A 17,749-nucleotide genomic window follows, 5' to 3' on the forward strand; every position below is an offset into this window, starting at 1 on the left:
TTATGGGCGTGGCGCTCTTTGCGGCCCTCGACGGGCGGCAGCAACTGGCGATTCCGGCGGAAGCCTTTGCCGCGCTCGATCCGTCGGCGCCGGTCGGCGCCGCCAAACGGGGAGATCGCGTTCTTTCTCCCAACATCGTTGCCAAGCCAGCCGACAAGACCGTGATGGAAGTCTCGACCATGATCCATGACGGGGAGAAGGAGGTGGTGCGCCGCCAGCCCTTCGTGCATGTCAAGATGGCGCTTGCAGCCAACCACCAGACTTCCGAATCCTATCCCGACTTCGACCCGCTGGCGATCTTCTCCACGGATGAGGCGGACGCCGAAGCGCCGCCGGTGAAGACCGGAACGATCTACGGCTCCGACGTCGAGTCCGAGGTGGCATTGAAGACCGTGGATTTTCCGCTGAATGGCGGCGGCTTCGCACTCGGGCCCTCGATGTCGCTCGACGAGGTCGAGGAAAACGTCCGCACCAACGGCTCGGTGCTGACCGAAGGCAATACCCAGGTCGCCTCGCTCTTCTATGTCGACCCGCAACGCTTCGCTTCCGACGCCGACAACCTCGACCTGATGCAGGGCCTCGCCGCGCGCGTCGTCGAGGAGAACATGAGCGTTTCCTCCTATGAGAACATCACGAAGCAAAGCGTCGAATACGCCGACGACATCATACCGGTGCGCCGCGCCATACCCATTGCGACGGCGATGATCAATGCGGGCTATGCCAAGGCCCAGGCCGAAGACGCGGCCGGCTATCTCGAAAAGGCGCTCGGCGCCAAGGAACTCGGCCCCGGCGACGTGCTGCGCATCGGCATTATTCAGAAGGGCGAAGAAGCAAAGATCGTCCGTGCCACGATCTATTCCCATAGCCGGCACGTGCTGACCATGGCAGTGGACGACCGCGGCCGTTTCATTCCCGGCGCCGAGCCGGCGAAGCTCGAAGCGGTAGCGGCTGCCTTCGACGACACCGGCAGGCCGGTGATTTCCAGCGGTCACGACCTGCCGAGGGTCTACGACGGCATCTACCGTGCGGCCCTTTCCTACGGCATGAACGCCGACATGATCGCGCTGGTCGTCAAGCTTTTGGCGAGCAATGTCGACTTCCAGGCTCAGCTGAAGCCGACGGATTCGCTCGAAGCCTTCTTCTCGGTCGCCGATGAAAGCGGCAGGGCAACGGAAGATTCGGAACTGCTCTACGTCAACGCCAAATTCGGCGACGCCGAGACGCGGTTCTACCGCTTCCAGGATCCGGACGACAACTCGATCGATTATTTCGACAAGGACGGCAAGAGCATCCGCCAGTTCCTGCTGCGCAATCCCGTTCCGAACGGCCATTTCCGCTCCGGCTTCGGCATGCGCCGCCACCCGATCCTCGGCTTCTCGCGCATGCACACCGGCGTCGACTGGTCCGCTCCGCGCGGCACTCCGATCATCGCGGCCGGAAACGGCGTCGTGCAGAAGGCCGGCTGGGACTCCGGCGGCTACGGCAACCAGACGCTGATCCGCCACGCCAACGGCTATGTGTCGTCCTACAATCACCAGAGCGCGATCGCCAAAAGCGTCAAGCCGGGAACGAAGGTCGTCCAGGGTCAGGTGATCGGCTGGGTCGGTACGACCGGCCTCTCCACCGGCCCGCACCTCCACTACGAACTGATCGTCAACGGCAACAAGGTGGATCCATTGCGTATCCGGCTGCCGGGAGGAAAATCGCTCGGGGGCGAGGCGCTGGCGAAGTTCGAGAAGGAACGCGAACGCATCGACGAGCTTCTCGGCGACGATGCGAAAGAGGTCGCAAGCAAGTAGCCGACCCATCGACGGTATCGCGAACTCGCAACAAAGGCCGCCCGGAGGACGGCCTTTTGGGCTGTCGGAATGCGAGGCTTACGCGGCTTCCTGGTTCGCCCCCGCCCCGCGTTTGAAGTTCAGACGGTCTGAACCGGCAACGACCTTGATAACCGAGCCATCCGGGAACTCGCCCTGCAGCACTTTTTCGGCCAGCGGATCCTGCACGTATTTCTGGATCGCCCGCTTCAGGGGGCGAGCGCCGTAGGCCGGATCGTAGCCCCTGTCCGCCAGGAAAACGCGTGCATCGTCCTCGAGCTCGAGCGTGATCTTGCGATCCGCGAGGAGCTTGCGCAGCCTTTCGAGCTGAATGTCGACGATCGCGCCCATTTCCGAACGGCGCAGCCGGTGGAACAGGATGATCTCGTCGACGCGGTTCAGGAATTCCGGACGGAAAGCGGCTCTCACCACTTCCATGACCTGATCGCGAACCGCATCGCTGTCCTCGTTTTCGCCGAGTGCGGTCAGGTATTCCGCACCGAGGTTCGAGGTCATGATGATCATCGTGTTCTTGAAGTCGACCGTGCGCCCCTGACCGTCGGTCAGACGCCCATCGTCAAGCACCTGCAGCAGAACGTTGAAGACATCCGGATGCGCTTTCTCGATCTCGTCGAACAGCACGACCTGATAGGGCCGGCGGCGGACGGATTCCGTCAGCGCCCCACCCTCCTCATAACCGACATAGCCGGGAGGCGCGCCGATCAGGCGGGCGACCGAATGCTTCTCCATATACTCGGACATGTCGATCCGCATCAGCGCGGTCTCGTCGTCGAAGAGGAAGCGGGCAAGCGCCTTGGTGAGCTCCGTCTTGCCGACCCCGGTCGGACCCAGGAAGATGAAGGAGCCGATCGGCCGGTTCGGATCCTGAAGCCCTGCGCGCGAACGGCGAACCGCCCGCGAGACGGCCTGCACGGCATCACCCTGACCGACGACCCATTTCGCCAGCTCGTCTTCCATCCTGAGCAGCTTGTCGCGCTCGCCTTCCAGCATCTTGTCGACCGGAATGCCGGTCCATCGAGATACGATGTGGGCGATGTTGTCGGGGGTCACGACTTCCTGGACCATCGGGTTGGCGCTGGCGCCATCCTGGCTTTCCGCTTCCGTCAGTTCCTTTTCGAGATTCGGGATCACGCCGTAGGCAAGCTCCCCTGCCCGCTGGAACTCGCCGTTGCGCTGCGCGATCTGCAGCTCGTTGCGCGCTTCGTCGAGCTGCTTCTTGAGATCGGCTGCCTGCCCGAGCTTCTGCTTCTCGGCCTGCCAGCGCGCCGTCAATGCGGCTGCCTCCTCTTCGAGCGAAGACAGATCGAGTTCGAGCTTGGCAAGGCGATCCTTGGAAGAAACGTCGGTCTCCTTTTTCAAGGCTTCCCGTTCGATCTTCAGCTGAATGACGCGTCTGTCGAGTTCGTCGAGTTCCTCAGGCTTCGAATCGACCTGCATCCTGAGACGCGAGGCTGCCTCGTCCATGAGGTCGATCGCCTTGTCGGGAAGGAAACGATCGGTGATGTAGCGGTTGGAAAGGGCCGCGGCCGCAACCAGCGCGGAATCGGAGATCCGCACCTTGTGATGCTGCTCGTATTTTTCCTTCAGGCCGCGCAGGATCGAGATCGTATCCTCGACCGTCGGCTCCTCGACCATGACCGGCTGGAACCGGCGGGCAAGGGCCGCGTCCTTCTCGACATGCTTGCGGTATTCGTCGAGCGTCGTCGCGCCGACGCAGTGCAGCTCGCCGCGGGCGAGCGCGGGCTTCAGGAGGTTTGAGGCATCCATAGCCCCGTCCGCCTTGCCTGCACCGACCAGCGTGTGCATTTCATCGATGAAGAGGATGATCTCGCCACCTTCCGAGCGCACTTCGTTCAGCACGGCCTTGAGCCGCTCTTCGAATTCACCGCGGAACTTCGCACCGGCGATCAACGCGCCCATGTCGAGCGCCATCAGGCGCTTGTCCTTCAGGCTTTCAGGCACATCGCCGTTGACGATTCTCAGCGCCAGGCCTTCCGCGATCGCGGTCTTGCCGACGCCCGGCTCGCCGATCAGCACGGGATTGTTCTTCGTCCGGCGCGAGAGCACCTGGATCGTTCGGCGGATCTCGTCGTCCCGGCCGATCACCGGATCGAGCTTGCCTTCCCTCGCCTCGGCGGTCAGATCTCGCGCGTACTTCTTGAGCGAATCGAAACCCTGTTCGGCATTGGCGCTGTCGGCGGTGCGGCCCTTGCGGATTTCGTTGATGACCTGGTTGAGCTTCGTCGGCGTGACGCCGGCCTTGGAGAGGATCGACGCCGTCGCGGCCGAGCTTTCGATCGCCAGTGCCAGAAGCAGGCGTTCGACGGTTACGAAGCTGTCGCCGGCCTTCTTGGCGGCCTCTTCCGCTGCGGTGAACACCTTGGCGAGCGGCTGCGACAGATAGACGGAGCCGTTGCCGCCGGTCACCTTCGGAAGCTTCGCCAAAGCTGCGGCCGTACCAACCTTGGCTTCGCGCGCATTGCCGCCGGCGCGCTCGATAAGCGAAGCCGTCATGCCCTGATCGTCGTCGAGCAATACTTTGAGGACGTGCTCCGGCGTGAATTGCTGGTGCCCTTCCGCCAGTGCATAGGTCTGCGCCGACTGCAGGAAACCGCGGACGCGTTCCGAATATTTTTCGATATCCATTCTCTACCTCCATAGCCCGGCGAGCCCATCATCGTGGCACTGGCCGGCGTTTCAGGATCAGGCTCCCGCATTCGGCAAGCCTTCGAAGCGAAATATGGTGCAGCGTTCTTCGGAATTAAAGGGCGGCAAATGGAGGCAGCAGAGACAATCGCGTGCGAATGTGCTCGCAGTGGATGCGGCACGCGTCGAGATCCTGCGAAAGCAAAAAGCCCAGCCGTTATGAACTGACCCCAAAAGGTTGGACGGTTGCTGGGCTACGTTACGAGGGACTGGGTTCTGTATTGCACAGGGCTCAGTCCTTTCAGTTTCAGCTTGATGCGCTGATGATTGTAATAGGTGATGTAGTCGGCGATGCCGTCCTTCAGGCTCTGGATGCTGTTGAACCGGTTGGGGTGGAAGAACTCGGATTTGAGCACGGCAAAGAAGCTCTCCATGGCGGCGTTGTCGAGACAGTTGCCTTTGCGCGACATGCTCTGGGCGATGCCGCGCGCCTGCAGCCGGCGCCGATAGGCCGGCATCTGATAGTGCCATCCCTGATCGGAATGCAGGATCGGTCTGTCTTTGCCCTTGAGCCTCTCCATTGCCTTGTTGAGCATGCCCTCGACCAGCTTGAAGACCGGACGTCTGGCGGTTTCATAAGCGATGATCTCACCGTTGAACAGGTCCATGACCGGTGAGAGATAGAGCTTCTCGCCGGCCACATTGAACTCGGTGATGTCCGTCACCCATTTCTGATTCGGCCCCTCGGCCTGGAACTGGCGTTTGAGGAGGTCGGGCGCCACCCGCCCGGCGTCGCCCCTGTAGGAGCGGTACTTCTTCGGCCGCACCAGCGATTTCAATCCCATCTCGACCATCAGGCGCTGGACCGTCTTGTGATTGATCTTCTGCCCGGGCTGGCGGATCGCCGCCGTCACCCGACGGTAGCCGTAGCGGCCCTTGTGCAGGGCGAAGATCGCCTTGATCCGCTCCCTGAGCACGGCATGCCTGTCGGCAAGCGACGCCAGCTTCAGTCGATAATAGAACGTACTGCGCGAGAGCCCCGCCAGCTTCAGCAGCGCGGCAAGCGGATAAAACGGCCTTAACGCCTGGACGACTTGCGCTTTCTCGGCGCCGCCTGGTCCCGCGTTAAGGCCTCCAGTTTTTTTAGATAGGCGTTCTCCATGCGCAGATGGTTCAGTTCCGCCAGCAACTCTTCGCGGCTCTTCGTCTCATCGTTCTGCGGCGCTTGCGGCTGCTTGCGCACCGGCGGCTCGGGCATCGATCGGGGCCTTCCTCTGCGGCGCGGGGCCAGGGCATCAAGCCCGCCAGTCTCGTAGCGCCGCTCCCAATCCGGAAGGCAACCCGCATTGCGGATGTTGAACAACGCCGCCGTCTGGCGGTAGGAAAGCCCATCCTCCCACATCCGTTCGAGAACCGATAGCTTGAACGCTGCATCATAGCGGCCGAACTTCTTGGCAAGCCCCGCAGCTCCATGTGCCTCGTAGCTCGCCACCCATTTGCGGACCGTCGAATGATCAATGCCATAAGGCCGGCCAGCGCTGCTATAACTCTCCTCGCCGTTCAGGCATCGCTCGACAATCGCTCGCTTCAGACACTCGCTGTACTTGGACATGCAAAACCCCCGAAAGTGGATGTCCAACTTTCGGGGGTCAGTTCAATTCGGGCTGGGCCTTTAAGAGAATCGCTGCGGAAGGGTTATTCCGAGGCGGCGAGCGCCGGGGTGCTGCCGTCGGTTTCGGGTTGCGCATCGCCCCCTGCCTCTTCCTGCGCGCCGCGGCGCGGCTGCCGGCGAGGCCGGCTCGTGCTGCGGCGACGGGAGGCCGAGCGACCGGCCGATCCCTGCGCTTCCTCTTCCATGGCGACTTCGGCGGGCATGCCCTCGATCACCGGCTGAGGACCCGAACCGTCGATGACCGGCTGAGGCTCGTTGGCCGGAGCCGCTGCGGCCGCCGGAGCGGCCGGCATTTCCTCTGCATAGCCCTGATCCAGATCGTCCTGATCGCGATCGGAAGAGTCACGTTCCTGATAGTCCTGGCGTTCGTCGCGCTGGAACCGGTCCTGCATCTGAGCCTGCGCAGCCGCGATGATGCGGTTGTAATGCTCGGCATGCTGCAGATAGTTCTCAGCGATCACGCGGTCGCCGGAGCTCTGCGCGTCGCGAGCAAGGGCCGCATATTTTTCGGCGATGTGCTGTGCGGTACCACGAATCTTCACATCCGGGCCGGAGCTGTCGTAGGTCCGCGTCAAGGGATTGGATCCCTTGCGATTGTTGTTGTTGTTGTTTCCGCTGTTGTTGTTATTCCGCCCACGGCCGCGCTTGTTTTGCTGTCCTGGCCTCATAGTCCATTCACCTGAATTTTCTTGATAATGATGATCATGTGGTTCCGCTCTCGGTGCGGAAAGTCCGCACCTGAGAAAACATGCGCCATGACAGATCGCCTCTTCGCGATCTCGGCGCCGGTCAACGTTAAATTAACAGGTACCCGCACAAGGCACTGTCGAACCCTAGCAACTCTTTCTTGAGAGCAATCCCCGTGGCCAGGTCATACTGGAACGAATCCTTGGTCCATGACCTTCTGCCCAGTGCGCGGGGTGAAACTAGCCCGCTTCCTTCGGGATTCCAAGCCCTTTCTTTGCTCTTCCGGAAAAGAGAAGTGCGAGTGCAGCATTTTTTCAACGGTTATTGCTGCGCTCAATATCCTGCTGGAACATCAGGACCCGATCGTTGCCGCCGAGGTCCTTCGCGGCAGAGAGCAAACGAAAGCCCTGCGCTTCGAATAGCGCCGTTACCGCTCGTTTTTGATCGAAACCGATTTCCAAGCCTATTACGCCGTCTGTTTCGAGATGGCGACCAGCGTGAGAAGCAATGGCACGATAGGCATCAAGCCCATCCTCTCCGCCATCAAGTGCGGCGACCGGATCGTGGTATCGCACTTCCGGTTCAAGCTCCGGTATTACATTGGACCGGATATAAGGCGGATTTGAGACGATGATATCGAACCGCCCATCCACCGCCTCGAACCAATTGCTCCGAACGGCTCCGAAGCGTGCCGCCAAGCCATTCCCGCGCGCATTTTCAAGTGCTGTCGCCAGAGCGTCTTCCGATATATCGGTACCGAGACCGTGCGCGTCAAGTACCGCTGCGAGAAGAGCGAGACAAATCGCACCCGTGCCCGTTCCAAGGTCGACGATGCGACAACTCCCCTTGCTTGAAGCGATTCGCCGCGCATGGGGAACCAGGCAGTCGACCAGGGTCTCGGTGTCAGGACGCGGCTCCAGCGTCTCTTTCGAGAGCTTGAGCTTCATGCCGAAGAATTCCCGCTCGCCGAGAATCCGGTAGACCGGCTCATGCGCCGCGCGGCGCTCGACTGCGGCACGAATGCGAGCCGCATCCTCGTCACTGACGGGTTCCCTTCCGCGCGTCAGGAGCGCGGCTAGCGCAAGGTCGAGCAGGCCGGAGATCAGGTGGCGTGCATCGAGCCCCGCCGATTCGAGGCCGGCGGCCTTCAGCCTGTCGCGGCTCTCGGCTAGGAGGCTGTCGAGGGTTTGGACCATTGAAACTCAGTTCTGTCTTTCGCCGAGCAGCGCGAGCTGGCTTGCCTGATGGTCGGCGAGCAGCGCATCCACCACGTCGTCGATCTCACCTTCCATCATTCGGTCGAGCTTGTAGAGCGTGAGATTGATGCGGTGGTCGGTCAGGCGTCCCTGCGGGAAATTGTAGGTGCGTATGCGCTCGGAACGATCGCCGGAACCTACCTGGCTCCTGCGGTCGGCCGAACGCTCGCTGTCGGCGCGCTGCCGTTCCATGTCATAGAGCCGGGAGCGCAGCACCTGCATCGCCTTGGCACGGTTCTGATGCTGCGACTTTTCCGAACTGGTGACGACGATGCCGGTCGGAATATGGGTTATGCGCACGGCCGAATCGGTCGTGTTGACGTGCTGTCCGCCTGCTCCCGAGGAACGCATCGTATCGACGCGGATATCCTCCGGGCGGACCTCGATGTCGATCTCTTCGGCCTCCGGCAACACCGCGACCGTCGCGGCCGACGTATGGATCCGGCCGCTGGCTTCCGTCTCCGGGACGCGCTGCACCCGGTGGACGCCGGACTCGAATTTCAACCGCGAGAAGACACCGCGTCCCGATACCGTTGCGATGATTTCCTTGTAGCCGCCGGCCTCGCCCTCGCTCGCGGACAGCACTTCGACTCGCCAGCCCTTGCCCGCCGCGTATCGCTCGTACATGCGGAAGAGATCGCCGGCGAAGAGGGCGGCTTCCGAGCCACCCGTACCGGCCCGGATTTCGAGGATCGCGCTCTTTTCGTCGGCCGCATCCTTCGGCAGGAGCAGGATCTGGATTTCCTGCTCGAGCGCTTCGATCTTCTCTTCGACTTCGGGCTTTTCCATCTCCGCGAGGTCGCGCATCTCCTTGTCGGTCGCCCGGTCGGCAAGCATCGCTGCGATATCGGCAAGCTCGGCGGTCGCCTTTTCATAGGCGCGAATCTTCGACACGACCGGCTGCAGCTCGGAATATTCCGAGGCCAGCTTCACGTAAACGTCGGCCGACGGGCCGGCGGACATGCGCGCCTCGATTTCGCCGAACCGCCGCTCCAGTTCGCGCATCTTTTCAACGGGAAGCTTTGCCAAATCTCACTCCAAATGCACTCGCCTCGCCCGGACCGCGTCCGGACGGAGACGAGAGCCCTCTTGTTCAATCTAAACCGGTATGCCGTTCGCCGCAGCGAAATCGACCAGGAGCTGGCGGATCGACGTGTCGGACTTGACGTCGTCGAGCGCCGCCTCAAGGAGTTCGTTGAGCCTGCCGGCATCCAGCGCCAGGAGCATTGCCTTGACCGGCCCGACAGCCGTCGGCGACATCGAAACCGACCGGAAGCCGAGCCCGAGCAGCGCCATGGCCGAAAGCGGTTTGCTTGCCATCTCGCCGCAAAGCGTCACGGGCGTGTTGTTGCGCTCGCCGGCCCGCACGATCTCCCGGAGAATCCGCAGGAACGGCCGGCCGAGAATGTCGAAACGTTCGGAAACACGGGCATTACCACGGTCGACCGCCATGGCGAACTGGAAGAGATCGTTAGAGCCGACCGAAACGAAATCGACTTCGGCCATCAGTTCGTCGAGCTGCCAAAGCAGCGCCGGCACTTCCAGCATCGCCCCGAACTGCAGCTTGCGCGGCAGTTGTTCGCCGAGCTTCGATTGGCGCTCGATCTCCTTCTGCAGGAGTTCTCGCGCGCTCTTCAGCTCCGCGACTTCCGTTACCATCGGCAGCATCATCTTGAGCTCGGCGCCGACCGTCGCTCTCAGCATTGCCCGGAACTGGGTACGCAGGAGACCCGGCCGATCGAGCGACAGCCTGATGGCGCGCCAGCCGAGCGCCGGGTTCTCCTCTTCCGCGGCACGGAAATAGGGAACGACCTTGTCGCCGCCGATATCGAGCGTCCGGAAGGTGACCGGCTTCCCCGCCGTCTGCTTCATGACATTGCGGTAGAAAGCTTCCTGCTCCTCGGCCTTGGGCATGGTCGAAGCGATCATGAATTGCAGTTCGGTCCGGAAGAGACCGATACCTTCGGCACCAGCCTCGTTCAGATGGGGCAAGTCGACCAGCAGCCCGGCATTCATCTGCAACGTAATGCGCTTGCCGTCCTTCGTCAGAGGCTCGACATCCCGGAGAGCGCGGAACTGCGCCTGCCTGCGCGCACGGAAGCGCACTTTCTCCTCGTAAGCGCGCTGCAGATCGGCCATCGGCCGCAGATGCACCTTCGCATCGTCACCGTCGACGATGATCGCATCGCGGTTTTCGGCGAGCGCCACTGCCCCTGCCGCCTGGCCGACCACCGGAATGCCCATGGCGCGGGCGACGATGACCACATGGCTGGTGACCGCCCCCTCCTCCAGCACGAGGCCGCGCACGTTCTCGCGCGGATAGTCGAGCAACTCCGCAGCGCCCATGGCGCGCGCGACGACGATCGCGTCATTCGGGAAATCGGCAGCCGAAAGCTTGGCGCCATAACCCGAAAGCTGGCGCAACAGCCGGTTCGCAAGATCGTCGAAATCGTGCATCCGCTCGCGCAGATACGGATCGGTCAGCCGGATCATCCGCGCCTTGGTCTCGCTCTGCACCCGCTCCACCGCCGCTTCCGCCGTCAGGCCGTTGCGGATCGCCTCCTCGAGCTTTCTCACCCAGCCGCGGTCGTGGGCGAACATGCGGTAGGTCTCGAGAACCGCGCGGTGCTCGCCCTCCATCGAGACGTCGCGGCGCGACAGCATGTCGTCGATGGAGATGCGCAGCGACCCGAGCGCTTCCGCAAGCCGCTGCAGTTCCTGCTCCGTGTCCTCGTTAAGCAGATTCGTGACGACGATGCGAGGCTCATGCAGGACGACATATCCGAGCCCTATGCCTTCGCCGTAGCTGTTGCCCTCGATCGTCACCGGGCGGGACAGATCGAGCTCGAGCCCGGGCTTGGTGATCTTCTTGAGCTCGCCAGTCGCAACCATCTCGGCGAGCACCATGGCGGTCGTTTCCAGCGCCTCGACCTCGTCCTCGCGATAGTTGCGCTGCGCCTTGTTCTGCACGACGAGGACGCCGAGCGCGCGGCCGGTGCGCAGGATCGGAACGCCGAGGAAAGAGTGATAAATCTCTTCGCCCGTCTCGGGCAGGTAGGTGAAGGCCGGGTGCGACTGGGCATCGGAGAGATTGAGCGGCCGCGCCGAAGCCGCGATCGTGCCGACGAGACCCTGTCCCATCTTCAGTTGCGCCAGGTGCACCGCCGTCTTGTTCAGACCTTCGGTCGCGTAAAGTTCGAGCACGCCATCGGAGCGCAGCACGTAAACCGAGCACACTTCCGCAACCATGTTCTGCGCTATCTGGCGCACGATCCGGTCAAGGCGCTCCTGCGGCTCGAGCGGTTCCGCCATGAGCTCGCGCAACCGCTTGAGGAGAACGCGCGGACCTGCGGAAAGGTCTCTCATCGCGTGGGGTCTCCTGAATAAGAATAAACGCCGGGCCCATGCGGGACGCCGCGGCCTCTGCATGCATCCTCGAAGCGAAATCGATCCGGGGACAAGATCATGCAGCAGTTCCAATCACTACAGCGACGTCTTCCGTGTCTTTTCAGACGCGCGGCGCCGGGTCGCGAATCCCAAATCAAATGCCTGCCGTTTAACTCTTATCCAGACCGTAGACGGAATGCAAAGTGCGAACGGCCAATTCGGCGTAAGGTCCGTCGATCAGGATGGAGATCTTGATTTCGGAGGTGGTGATCGCCTTGATGTTGATCCCCTTGTCGGCAAGTGCCCGAAACGCGGAAGCGGCGACGCCCGCATGGCTGCGCATGCCGATGCCGATCACCGAGACCTTGACGAGGCCCGACTCCGACTGAATGACGTCATAGCCGATCTTTTCCTTGTTATCCCCCAGAACCCTGAGGGCCTTGTCGACGTCGCCGGACGGCACGGTGAAGGTCATGTCGGTCTTCGAGCCGTCTTCCGAAATGTTCTGGACAATCATGTCGACATTGATATGGGCTTCCGCAAGCGGCCCGAAGATCGCGGCGGAAACGCCCGGCCGGTCGGCCAGGCGGCGCAGCGAGATCTGTGCTTCATCCTTGGCATAGGCGATGCCGGTTACGACTTCCTGTTCCACGATCTCATCCTCATCACAAATCAGCGTTCCGGGCGGGTTCATGAGATCACCCATGCCCGGCGCATCGGGGTCTTCGAAAGAAGAACGCACGAATGTGCGTACCTTGTGCACCATGGCGAGCTCGACCGAGCGTACCTGCAGCACCTTGGCGCCGAGAGACGCCATTTCCAGCATTTCCTCGAAAGCGATCTTCTTCAAACGCCGGGCCTTCGGCTCGATGCGCGGGTCCGTCGTGTAGACGCCGTCGACGTCGGTGTAGATGTCGCAGCGATCGGCCTTGACGGCGGCTGCGATCGCGACGGCGGAGGTGTCCGAGCCGCCGCGGCCGAGCGTCGCCAGGCGGTTGTCCGGGCCGAGGCCCTGGAAGCCGGCGACGACCGCCACCTGACCCTCGCCCATGCGTCGGATGACGTCGGCGCCGTCGATTTCGAGAATGCGGGCCGCACCATGGGCGTTGTCGGTCTTGATCGGCAACTGCCAGCCCTGCCACGAGCGGGCGTTGATGCCCATCGACTGCAGCGCGATCGCAAGCAGGCCGGAGGTCACCTGTTCGCCTGAGGCGACGACCGCGTCATATTCGCGCGCATCGTAGAACGGGGCGTTCGAGCCCGCGACCTTCGGCATGTTTTCGACCCAGCCGACCAGCTCGTTGGTCTTGCCGGACATGGCGGAAACGACGACGGCAACCTCGTGGCCGGCATCGACCTCGCGTTTCACATGGCGGGCGACATTGTGGATGCGGTTCAAATCTGCGACGGAGGTCCCGCCGAATTTCATCACGATGCGTGCCATTTCGCCTCTACCGTACCACCATGTTTGCGCGCCCGATGCGGCGACCTTGGAGCGTCCAAGAAGACGCGCGTCGCCGTAGACGCGACAGGAAAACGCCCCCGCCGGCGCCTGACGATCAAAAAGCTTGAAGGAGACTTCTCGGACATCGGCCAGTCACCGCCTCGGGGAGCGGAAAGTCGCGGCGTCTCTTAGCGGATCAGCGGGCTGCGTGCAATGGCCGTCAAAGCGGTGGCCAAGAGCATGACTCTCGGCCAGGCGGAACCGATGTCGATTCAAAACCACTTGCATTTCGATACTGGTTCTGTCAATCTCACTTCAGACGCAGGGCGGTGGCCGCCCAATGGGAGGAAGGACAATGCGCAAAGTCATCATGTGGGACATGGTCAGTGTCGACGGGTTTTTCGAGGCGCCGGGGCATGACATCGGCTGGTTCGTTTTCGAAGACGAACTCGACGCCTATATCCGCGAGACGCAGTTCGAGGCCGGCACGCTGCTCTTCGGCCGCACCACCTACGAACTCATGGCCGCCTATTGGCCCTCGTCGGAGGATCATATCGCCGCCTTCATGAACGGCGTCGAGAAATACGTCTTCTCCAGGACGCTCAGAAGTGCCGACTGGAACAACACGACCCTTGTTTCCGGCGAGGCCGCCGACGAGGTCAGGCGCCTGAAAGAACGCGAAGGCGGCGCAATCTTCATCTTCGGCAGCGCCGATTTCGCTTCGACGCTGATCGCTCAAGGGCTCGTCGATGAATACCGTCTCGGCATCAATCCGGTGCTGCTCGGCAAAGGCACACCCCTCTTTCAAAACGTTGCCGAGCGGACGAAGCTCGAGCTTACTCATGTCCGTCCTCTGAAGTCCGGTGTCGTCATCCTGCATTACCGGCCGGAATTGGCGTGATCGGCGAAGGAGGAGGCTATGGAGAACCGTCTTTCCATCTATGCGCCGCAGGCGCTCGCCCTGCTCAGGATCGTGACCGCTCTGCTCTTCGTTCATGCCGGCATGGTGCTGCTCTTCAACGTTCCGGCATCGACCCATCCGTTGCCGCCGCCGGAAATGAAGCCGATCCTCCTGGTGGCCGGCATCCTGGAACTCGCCGGCGGCGCTTTGGTGCTCGTCGGGCTCTTCACCCGCGCGGCGGCCTTCATCCTGTCGGGCATGATGGCCGTCGCCTATTGGGGCTTTCATGCGCCGATGAACATGTGGCCCGCCAACAATATGGGCAGCGCCGCAATTCTCTTCAGCTTCATCTATCTCTATCTCGTTTTCGCCGGCGCAGGCGCCTGGAGTCTCGACGCTCGCCGGGTGCGAGCCTCAGGCCCTTGACATCCCCCGCCGATCGTCCGACTTCAGCATCGGATCGATGAGCTACAGCGAGCTTTGCGCGCCCGATGAGGACGCGCGGCACCGAAGAACGAGGCAAGGAGGCTCTCATGAGCGAGACGGCGCGCACGACGATCGACCAGAGCGAGGTGGACCGCTTCTCGGCCATGGCGGCCGAATGGTGGGATCCGACCGGCAAGTTCCGCCCGCTGCACAAATTCAATCCCGTGCGCCTCGCCTATATCCGTGACAAGGTCTCGGAGCATTTCGGCCGCGATCCGAAGAGCCGGCAGCCGCTCGAAGGGCTGCGAGTCCTCGATATCGGCTGCGGCGGCGGGCTTCTTTCCGAGCCGATGGCCCGGATGGGAGCGGACGTCGTGGGGGCCGACGCCTCGGAAAAGAACATAGGCATCGCCAAAACGCATGCGGCCGGCAGCGGCGTCAGCGTCGATTATCGCGCCGTAACGGCGGAGGCCCTTGCCGAAGCCGGCGAGAGCTTCGACGTCGTTTTGAACATGGAGGTGGTCGAGCATGTCGCGGACGTCGAATTCTTCATGACCACCTGCGCGCATATGGTGCGCCCGGGCGGCCTGATGTTCGTCGCAACCATCAACCGCACGCTGAAAGCGGCAGCACTCGCGATCTTCGCGGCCGAAAACGTGTTGCGCTGGCTGCCGCGCGGTACCCACCAATATGAAAAGCTCGTGCGGCCGGAGGAGCTCGAAAAGCCTCTCGCCGCAAGCGGCATGGAGATTGCCGACCGCACCGGCGTCTTCTTCAATCCGCTGGCCAACCAGTGGAACCTGTCGAGGGATATGGACGTCAATTACATGATCGTGGCGAAACGGCCGATCTGAGCCCTGTTATCGTCAGTTCGTGTCGTCCGGCAGCACCGGCAGTGGGGCGATCTCGATTCCCTCCTCTATCAGGGCAATCGCCTCTTCCGCCGTCGCCTTGCCGATCAGCCCGCGCTGGTCGGCTTCGCCGTAATGAATCTTGCGCGCCTCGTCCGGGAAGCGCTCACCGACGTCTTCCGCGTTCTCGCGGATCGATTTCACCAGTTCCTTGAGCTTGGCGACTGCTTCCTTCTGCGCCTGATCCATCACCAGTTCGCGGCGCGCCTCCTTCTTGCGCGCCGTGGAAACGGCGGGCGCCATCAGTTTCTTGCTGACGGAAACGGAACCGCAACTGGGGCAGGCGACCAGGCGCCGCTCGACCTGACGGTCGAAATCGTCGCTCGAGGAGAACCAGCCTTCGAAGTCGTGGCCTTCGTCACAGGCAAGATTGTAGTGGATCACGCTGCAGCGCCTCCTTTTCCCGCCGGAACCACCTCATCCAACACGAAGCTGCGCGCGTTCCTGAGGTTGGGAATCTTCTCGCGCGCCGCGTGCACCGCCGCCACATCGATCTCGGCGACGATGATCTCCTCGCCGGTCGGAGCGGCTTCGGCCAACACCCTGCCCCAGGGATCGATGATCATCGAGTGGCCGAAGGTTTCCCGGCCATCCTCGTGCGTGCCCGCTTGAGCGGCGGCAATAACGAAGAGCCCGTTTTCGATGGCCCGAGCGCGCAACAGGATTTCCCAATGCGCTTCGCCGGTCTGGCGCGTGAACGCAGCCGGCACCGTCATGATCTCGGCTCCGGCCACGGCCTGCTGACGAAACAGCTCGGGGAAACGGATATCGTAGCAGATCGAAAAGCCGAGTTTGCCGAAGGGGAGATCCGCGATACGCGCGGTATGACCCGGATGGTAGGCGGCGCTCTCGCGCCAGCTCTCGCCATTCTCCAGATCCACGTCGAACATGTGGATCTTGTCGTAGTCACAGATCTTCGCGCCGTCAGGCCCGAACAGGAAGCCGCGATTGGCAATCTTTCCATCCGCGCGCGCGATCGGCGTCGAGCCGACATGCAGGTAGAGGCCGAGCTCGCGGGCAAGTCGGGATGCCTCGCGAATGACGACGTCGTTCTCCCCATCCTTCAACACTGACCGCAAACCCGTCCGGTCGCGCTGGACCGCTCCGGTCATCTCCGGCGTCTGGACATAGGTTGCACCCCGCGAAGCGGCTTCGCGCACCAGCTTCGCCATCGTCTCCGCATTTCTTGCGGGATCGACACCGGAGCACATCTGGACGGCGGCAGCCTTGAAGGTCATCGCTTTCTTTCTCCCAAGCGGAACTCTGGATCAGAACGATCCGGCATCGCAGCACTCATCTCTTTTTCGGATGGGCAGGACAGTCGTGACATTCCACTTCAGGCCGCGAGCATATCGTCGAGCTTGCCGGCGCGATCGAGCGCATGCAGCTCGTCGCAGCCGCCGACGGGAACATCATTGATGATGATTTGCGGGAAGGTCCTGCCGCCCCTGGATTTTTCCATCATCTCCTGGCGAAGTTCAGGTGCATAAGTGGCATCATACTCGGTGAAGTCGACGCCTTTGCTTTCCAGAAGTTTCTTCGCCCTCGTGCAATAGCCGCAGAACTGACGCGTATAAATGACGACCGAAGCCATGGTCTCCAACTGCTCCTTCACCGGCATCGATCGCCGGACATTTCTTGTCATATAGGACCGGACATGGCCCTTGCAAAGGTCAAAACCGTGACGTCTCCGGCGCCCGCACGCTTCAGCGCCCGTGTCGCAGCGGCAACGGTCGCTCCGGTCGTATAGACGTCGTCTACGAGAACGATGCGCTTGCCCGCGAGTTCCCGCTTCGCGCCTTCGGGGACTGCGAAGGCGCCGCGGACATTCTCCTCGCGTGCCCTGGCGCCAAGTCCGACCTGGCGGCTCGTGCGCTTGATGCGGCGAAGGACATCCGGTCGATAGGCTCTTGCGGAACGTTCGGCAATGACGCGTGCAAGCTCCGCCGCCTGATTGAACTTGCGCCTCCAGAGGCGGAGCGCATGGAGCGGAACCGGCACGATCATGTCCGCCGCTGCCACGGCACCGTCGCCGGCGCGGATCATCCACTCGGCCATCATGGGTGCAAGGTCGGTGCGATCACGGTATTTCAAGCCATGCACGAGATCGCGGACGATTCCTTCGTGAATGGCCACCGAGCGCAGCCTGTCGAAGACCGGAGGATTGGCGATGGCCTCGGGCGAAACCGCGCCCTCGCCAGGATCATAGGCGAAGGGCAAGCCCAGAACCTCGCAATAGGGCCGCTCGATGAGCGGCATGCCTGCCCAGCAGGAAGCGCAGACGGCATGGGCATGGCCGGTCAGCCGGCCGCATCCCGAGCAGACGGGCGGAAAGACGAGATCGACCGCCTGGGCCGCAATCCGGCGGAGCATGCCCGCCCAATCCATCGCCCGGTTTTCCTGCCCGCCCCGTTTCATGCGCTTGACTTGATTCGTGTTGCTGTCTGTCGCGTTAGACCCTAACTGAGCAGAGGACGAAGGGTGCAGCAAGTTTTAAAGCGCTGCAGCGGCCTCTGCGCGTCCGACAAGACACGCGGCGCTGTAGGGTTTCTGTCGCACCCCGCGATTTCGGAGAGACTGT

At 62.4% G+C, this 17,749-nt stretch carries 15 protein-coding genes (1 of these 15 running past the window's edge); 4 read left to right on the plus strand and 11 right to left on the minus strand.

Features of this window, described 5'->3' with window-relative positions; all coding sequences use genetic code 11:
* Positions 1–1,799, plus strand: the 3' portion of a protein-coding gene (locus AC5J09_RS25615; RefSeq protein WP_018096972.1) for a M23 family metallopeptidase. Its footprint begins 142 nt before the window's first position; the window shows 1,799 of its 1,941 coding nt (coding positions 143–1,941); the start codon falls outside the window, past its left edge; its stop codon occupies positions 1,797–1,799.
* A gap of 78 nt (positions 1,800–1,877) precedes the next feature.
* Here the strand turns inward: AC5J09_RS25615 and clpB are convergent, their stop codons facing one another.
* The 7 genes from clpB to AC5J09_RS25650 form a co-directional block, all read right to left on the minus strand.
* Complete coding sequence (gene clpB, locus AC5J09_RS25620; protein WP_494298840.1) at positions 1,878–4,484, minus strand: ATP-dependent chaperone ClpB; 2,607 nt, start codon at positions 4,482–4,484, stop codon at positions 1,878–1,880.
* Between the two features lie 254 nt (positions 4,485–4,738).
* Positions 4,739–6,096 (minus strand): IS3 family transposase gene (locus tag AC5J09_RS25625; RefSeq protein ID WP_494298142.1). Its coding sequence is split into 2 segments (ribosomal slippage): positions 4,739–5,592 and positions 5,592–6,096, totalling 1,359 coding nucleotides; the frame shifts between segments, so codons are not numbered across the junction.
* Positions 6,097–6,179: 83 nt separating this feature from the next.
* Positions 6,180–6,824, minus strand: coding sequence for a DUF4167 domain-containing protein (locus tag AC5J09_RS25630; protein WP_324762233.1), 645 nt, complete (start codon positions 6,822–6,824; stop codon positions 6,180–6,182).
* A 333-nt stretch (positions 6,825–7,157) separates the two neighbouring features.
* A complete protein-coding gene (gene prmC / locus AC5J09_RS25635) occupies positions 7,158–8,039 on the minus strand; it encodes a peptide chain release factor N(5)-glutamine methyltransferase (RefSeq protein ID WP_494298841.1) in 882 nt (293 codons plus the stop codon).
* A 6-nt stretch (positions 8,040–8,045) separates the two neighbouring features.
* Complete coding sequence (prfA, locus tag AC5J09_RS25640; protein WP_018096967.1) at positions 8,046–9,128, minus strand: peptide chain release factor 1; 1,083 nt, start codon at positions 9,126–9,128, stop codon at positions 8,046–8,048.
* Positions 9,129–9,197: 69 nt separating this feature from the next.
* The gene (gene ptsP / locus AC5J09_RS25645; RefSeq protein WP_018096966.1) at positions 9,198–11,465 is read right to left on the minus strand and encodes a phosphoenolpyruvate--protein phosphotransferase; all 2,268 of its coding nucleotides are present in this window, start codon (positions 11,463–11,465) and stop codon (positions 9,198–9,200) included.
* Between the two features lie 190 nt (positions 11,466–11,655).
* Complete coding sequence (locus tag AC5J09_RS25650; RefSeq protein ID WP_003533520.1) at positions 11,656–12,930, minus strand: aspartate kinase; 1,275 nt, start codon at positions 12,928–12,930, stop codon at positions 11,656–11,658.
* A 355-nt stretch (positions 12,931–13,285) separates the two neighbouring features.
* Between AC5J09_RS25650 and AC5J09_RS25655 the strand changes: the two genes are divergently transcribed.
* From AC5J09_RS25655 to ubiG, 3 genes are all read left to right on the plus strand, one after another.
* Entirely contained in the window at positions 13,286–13,831 is a 546-nt protein-coding gene (locus AC5J09_RS25655) for a dihydrofolate reductase family protein (protein WP_494298842.1), read from the plus strand.
* Positions 13,832–13,849: 18 nt separating this feature from the next.
* On the plus strand, positions 13,850–14,257 hold the full coding sequence (locus AC5J09_RS25660) for a DoxX family protein (protein WP_411921858.1): 408 nt from the start codon (positions 13,850–13,852) through the stop codon (positions 14,255–14,257).
* 107 nt (positions 14,258–14,364) lie between these two features.
* Positions 14,365–15,111, plus strand: a complete 747-nt coding sequence (gene ubiG / locus AC5J09_RS25665; protein ID WP_494298843.1) for a bifunctional 2-polyprenyl-6-hydroxyphenol methylase/3-demethylubiquinol 3-O-methyltransferase UbiG — start codon at positions 14,365–14,367, stop codon at positions 15,109–15,111.
* Positions 15,112–15,123: 12 nt separating this feature from the next.
* Here the strand turns inward: ubiG and AC5J09_RS25670 are convergent, their stop codons facing one another.
* The 4 genes from AC5J09_RS25670 to AC5J09_RS25685 all read right to left on the minus strand — a co-directional run bounded on the left by AC5J09_RS25670 (position 15,124) and on the right by AC5J09_RS25685 (position 17,556).
* Positions 15,124–15,552 (minus strand): DUF1178 family protein, encoded by a 429-nt coding sequence (locus AC5J09_RS25670; RefSeq protein WP_018096962.1) that lies wholly within the window; start codon positions 15,550–15,552, stop codon positions 15,124–15,126.
* Positions 15,549–16,406, minus strand: a complete 858-nt coding sequence (locus AC5J09_RS25675; protein ID WP_324762239.1) for a carbon-nitrogen hydrolase family protein — start codon at positions 16,404–16,406, stop codon at positions 15,549–15,551. The genes AC5J09_RS25670 and AC5J09_RS25675 overlap by 4 nt, the downstream gene beginning before the upstream one ends.
* Positions 16,407–16,504: 98 nt before the next feature.
* The gene (grxC, locus tag AC5J09_RS25680; protein ID WP_026168806.1) at positions 16,505–16,789 is read right to left on the minus strand and encodes a glutaredoxin 3; all 285 of its coding nucleotides are present in this window, start codon (positions 16,787–16,789) and stop codon (positions 16,505–16,507) included.
* A 20-nt stretch (positions 16,790–16,809) separates the two neighbouring features.
* Positions 16,810–17,556: a ComF family protein gene (locus AC5J09_RS25685; protein ID WP_018096959.1), complete on the minus strand. Its 747-nt coding sequence runs from the start codon at positions 17,554–17,556 to the stop codon at positions 16,810–16,812.
* Between the last annotated feature and the right edge of the window lie 193 nt (positions 17,557–17,749).

It is taken from the genome of Sinorhizobium sp., assembly GCF_059070375.1.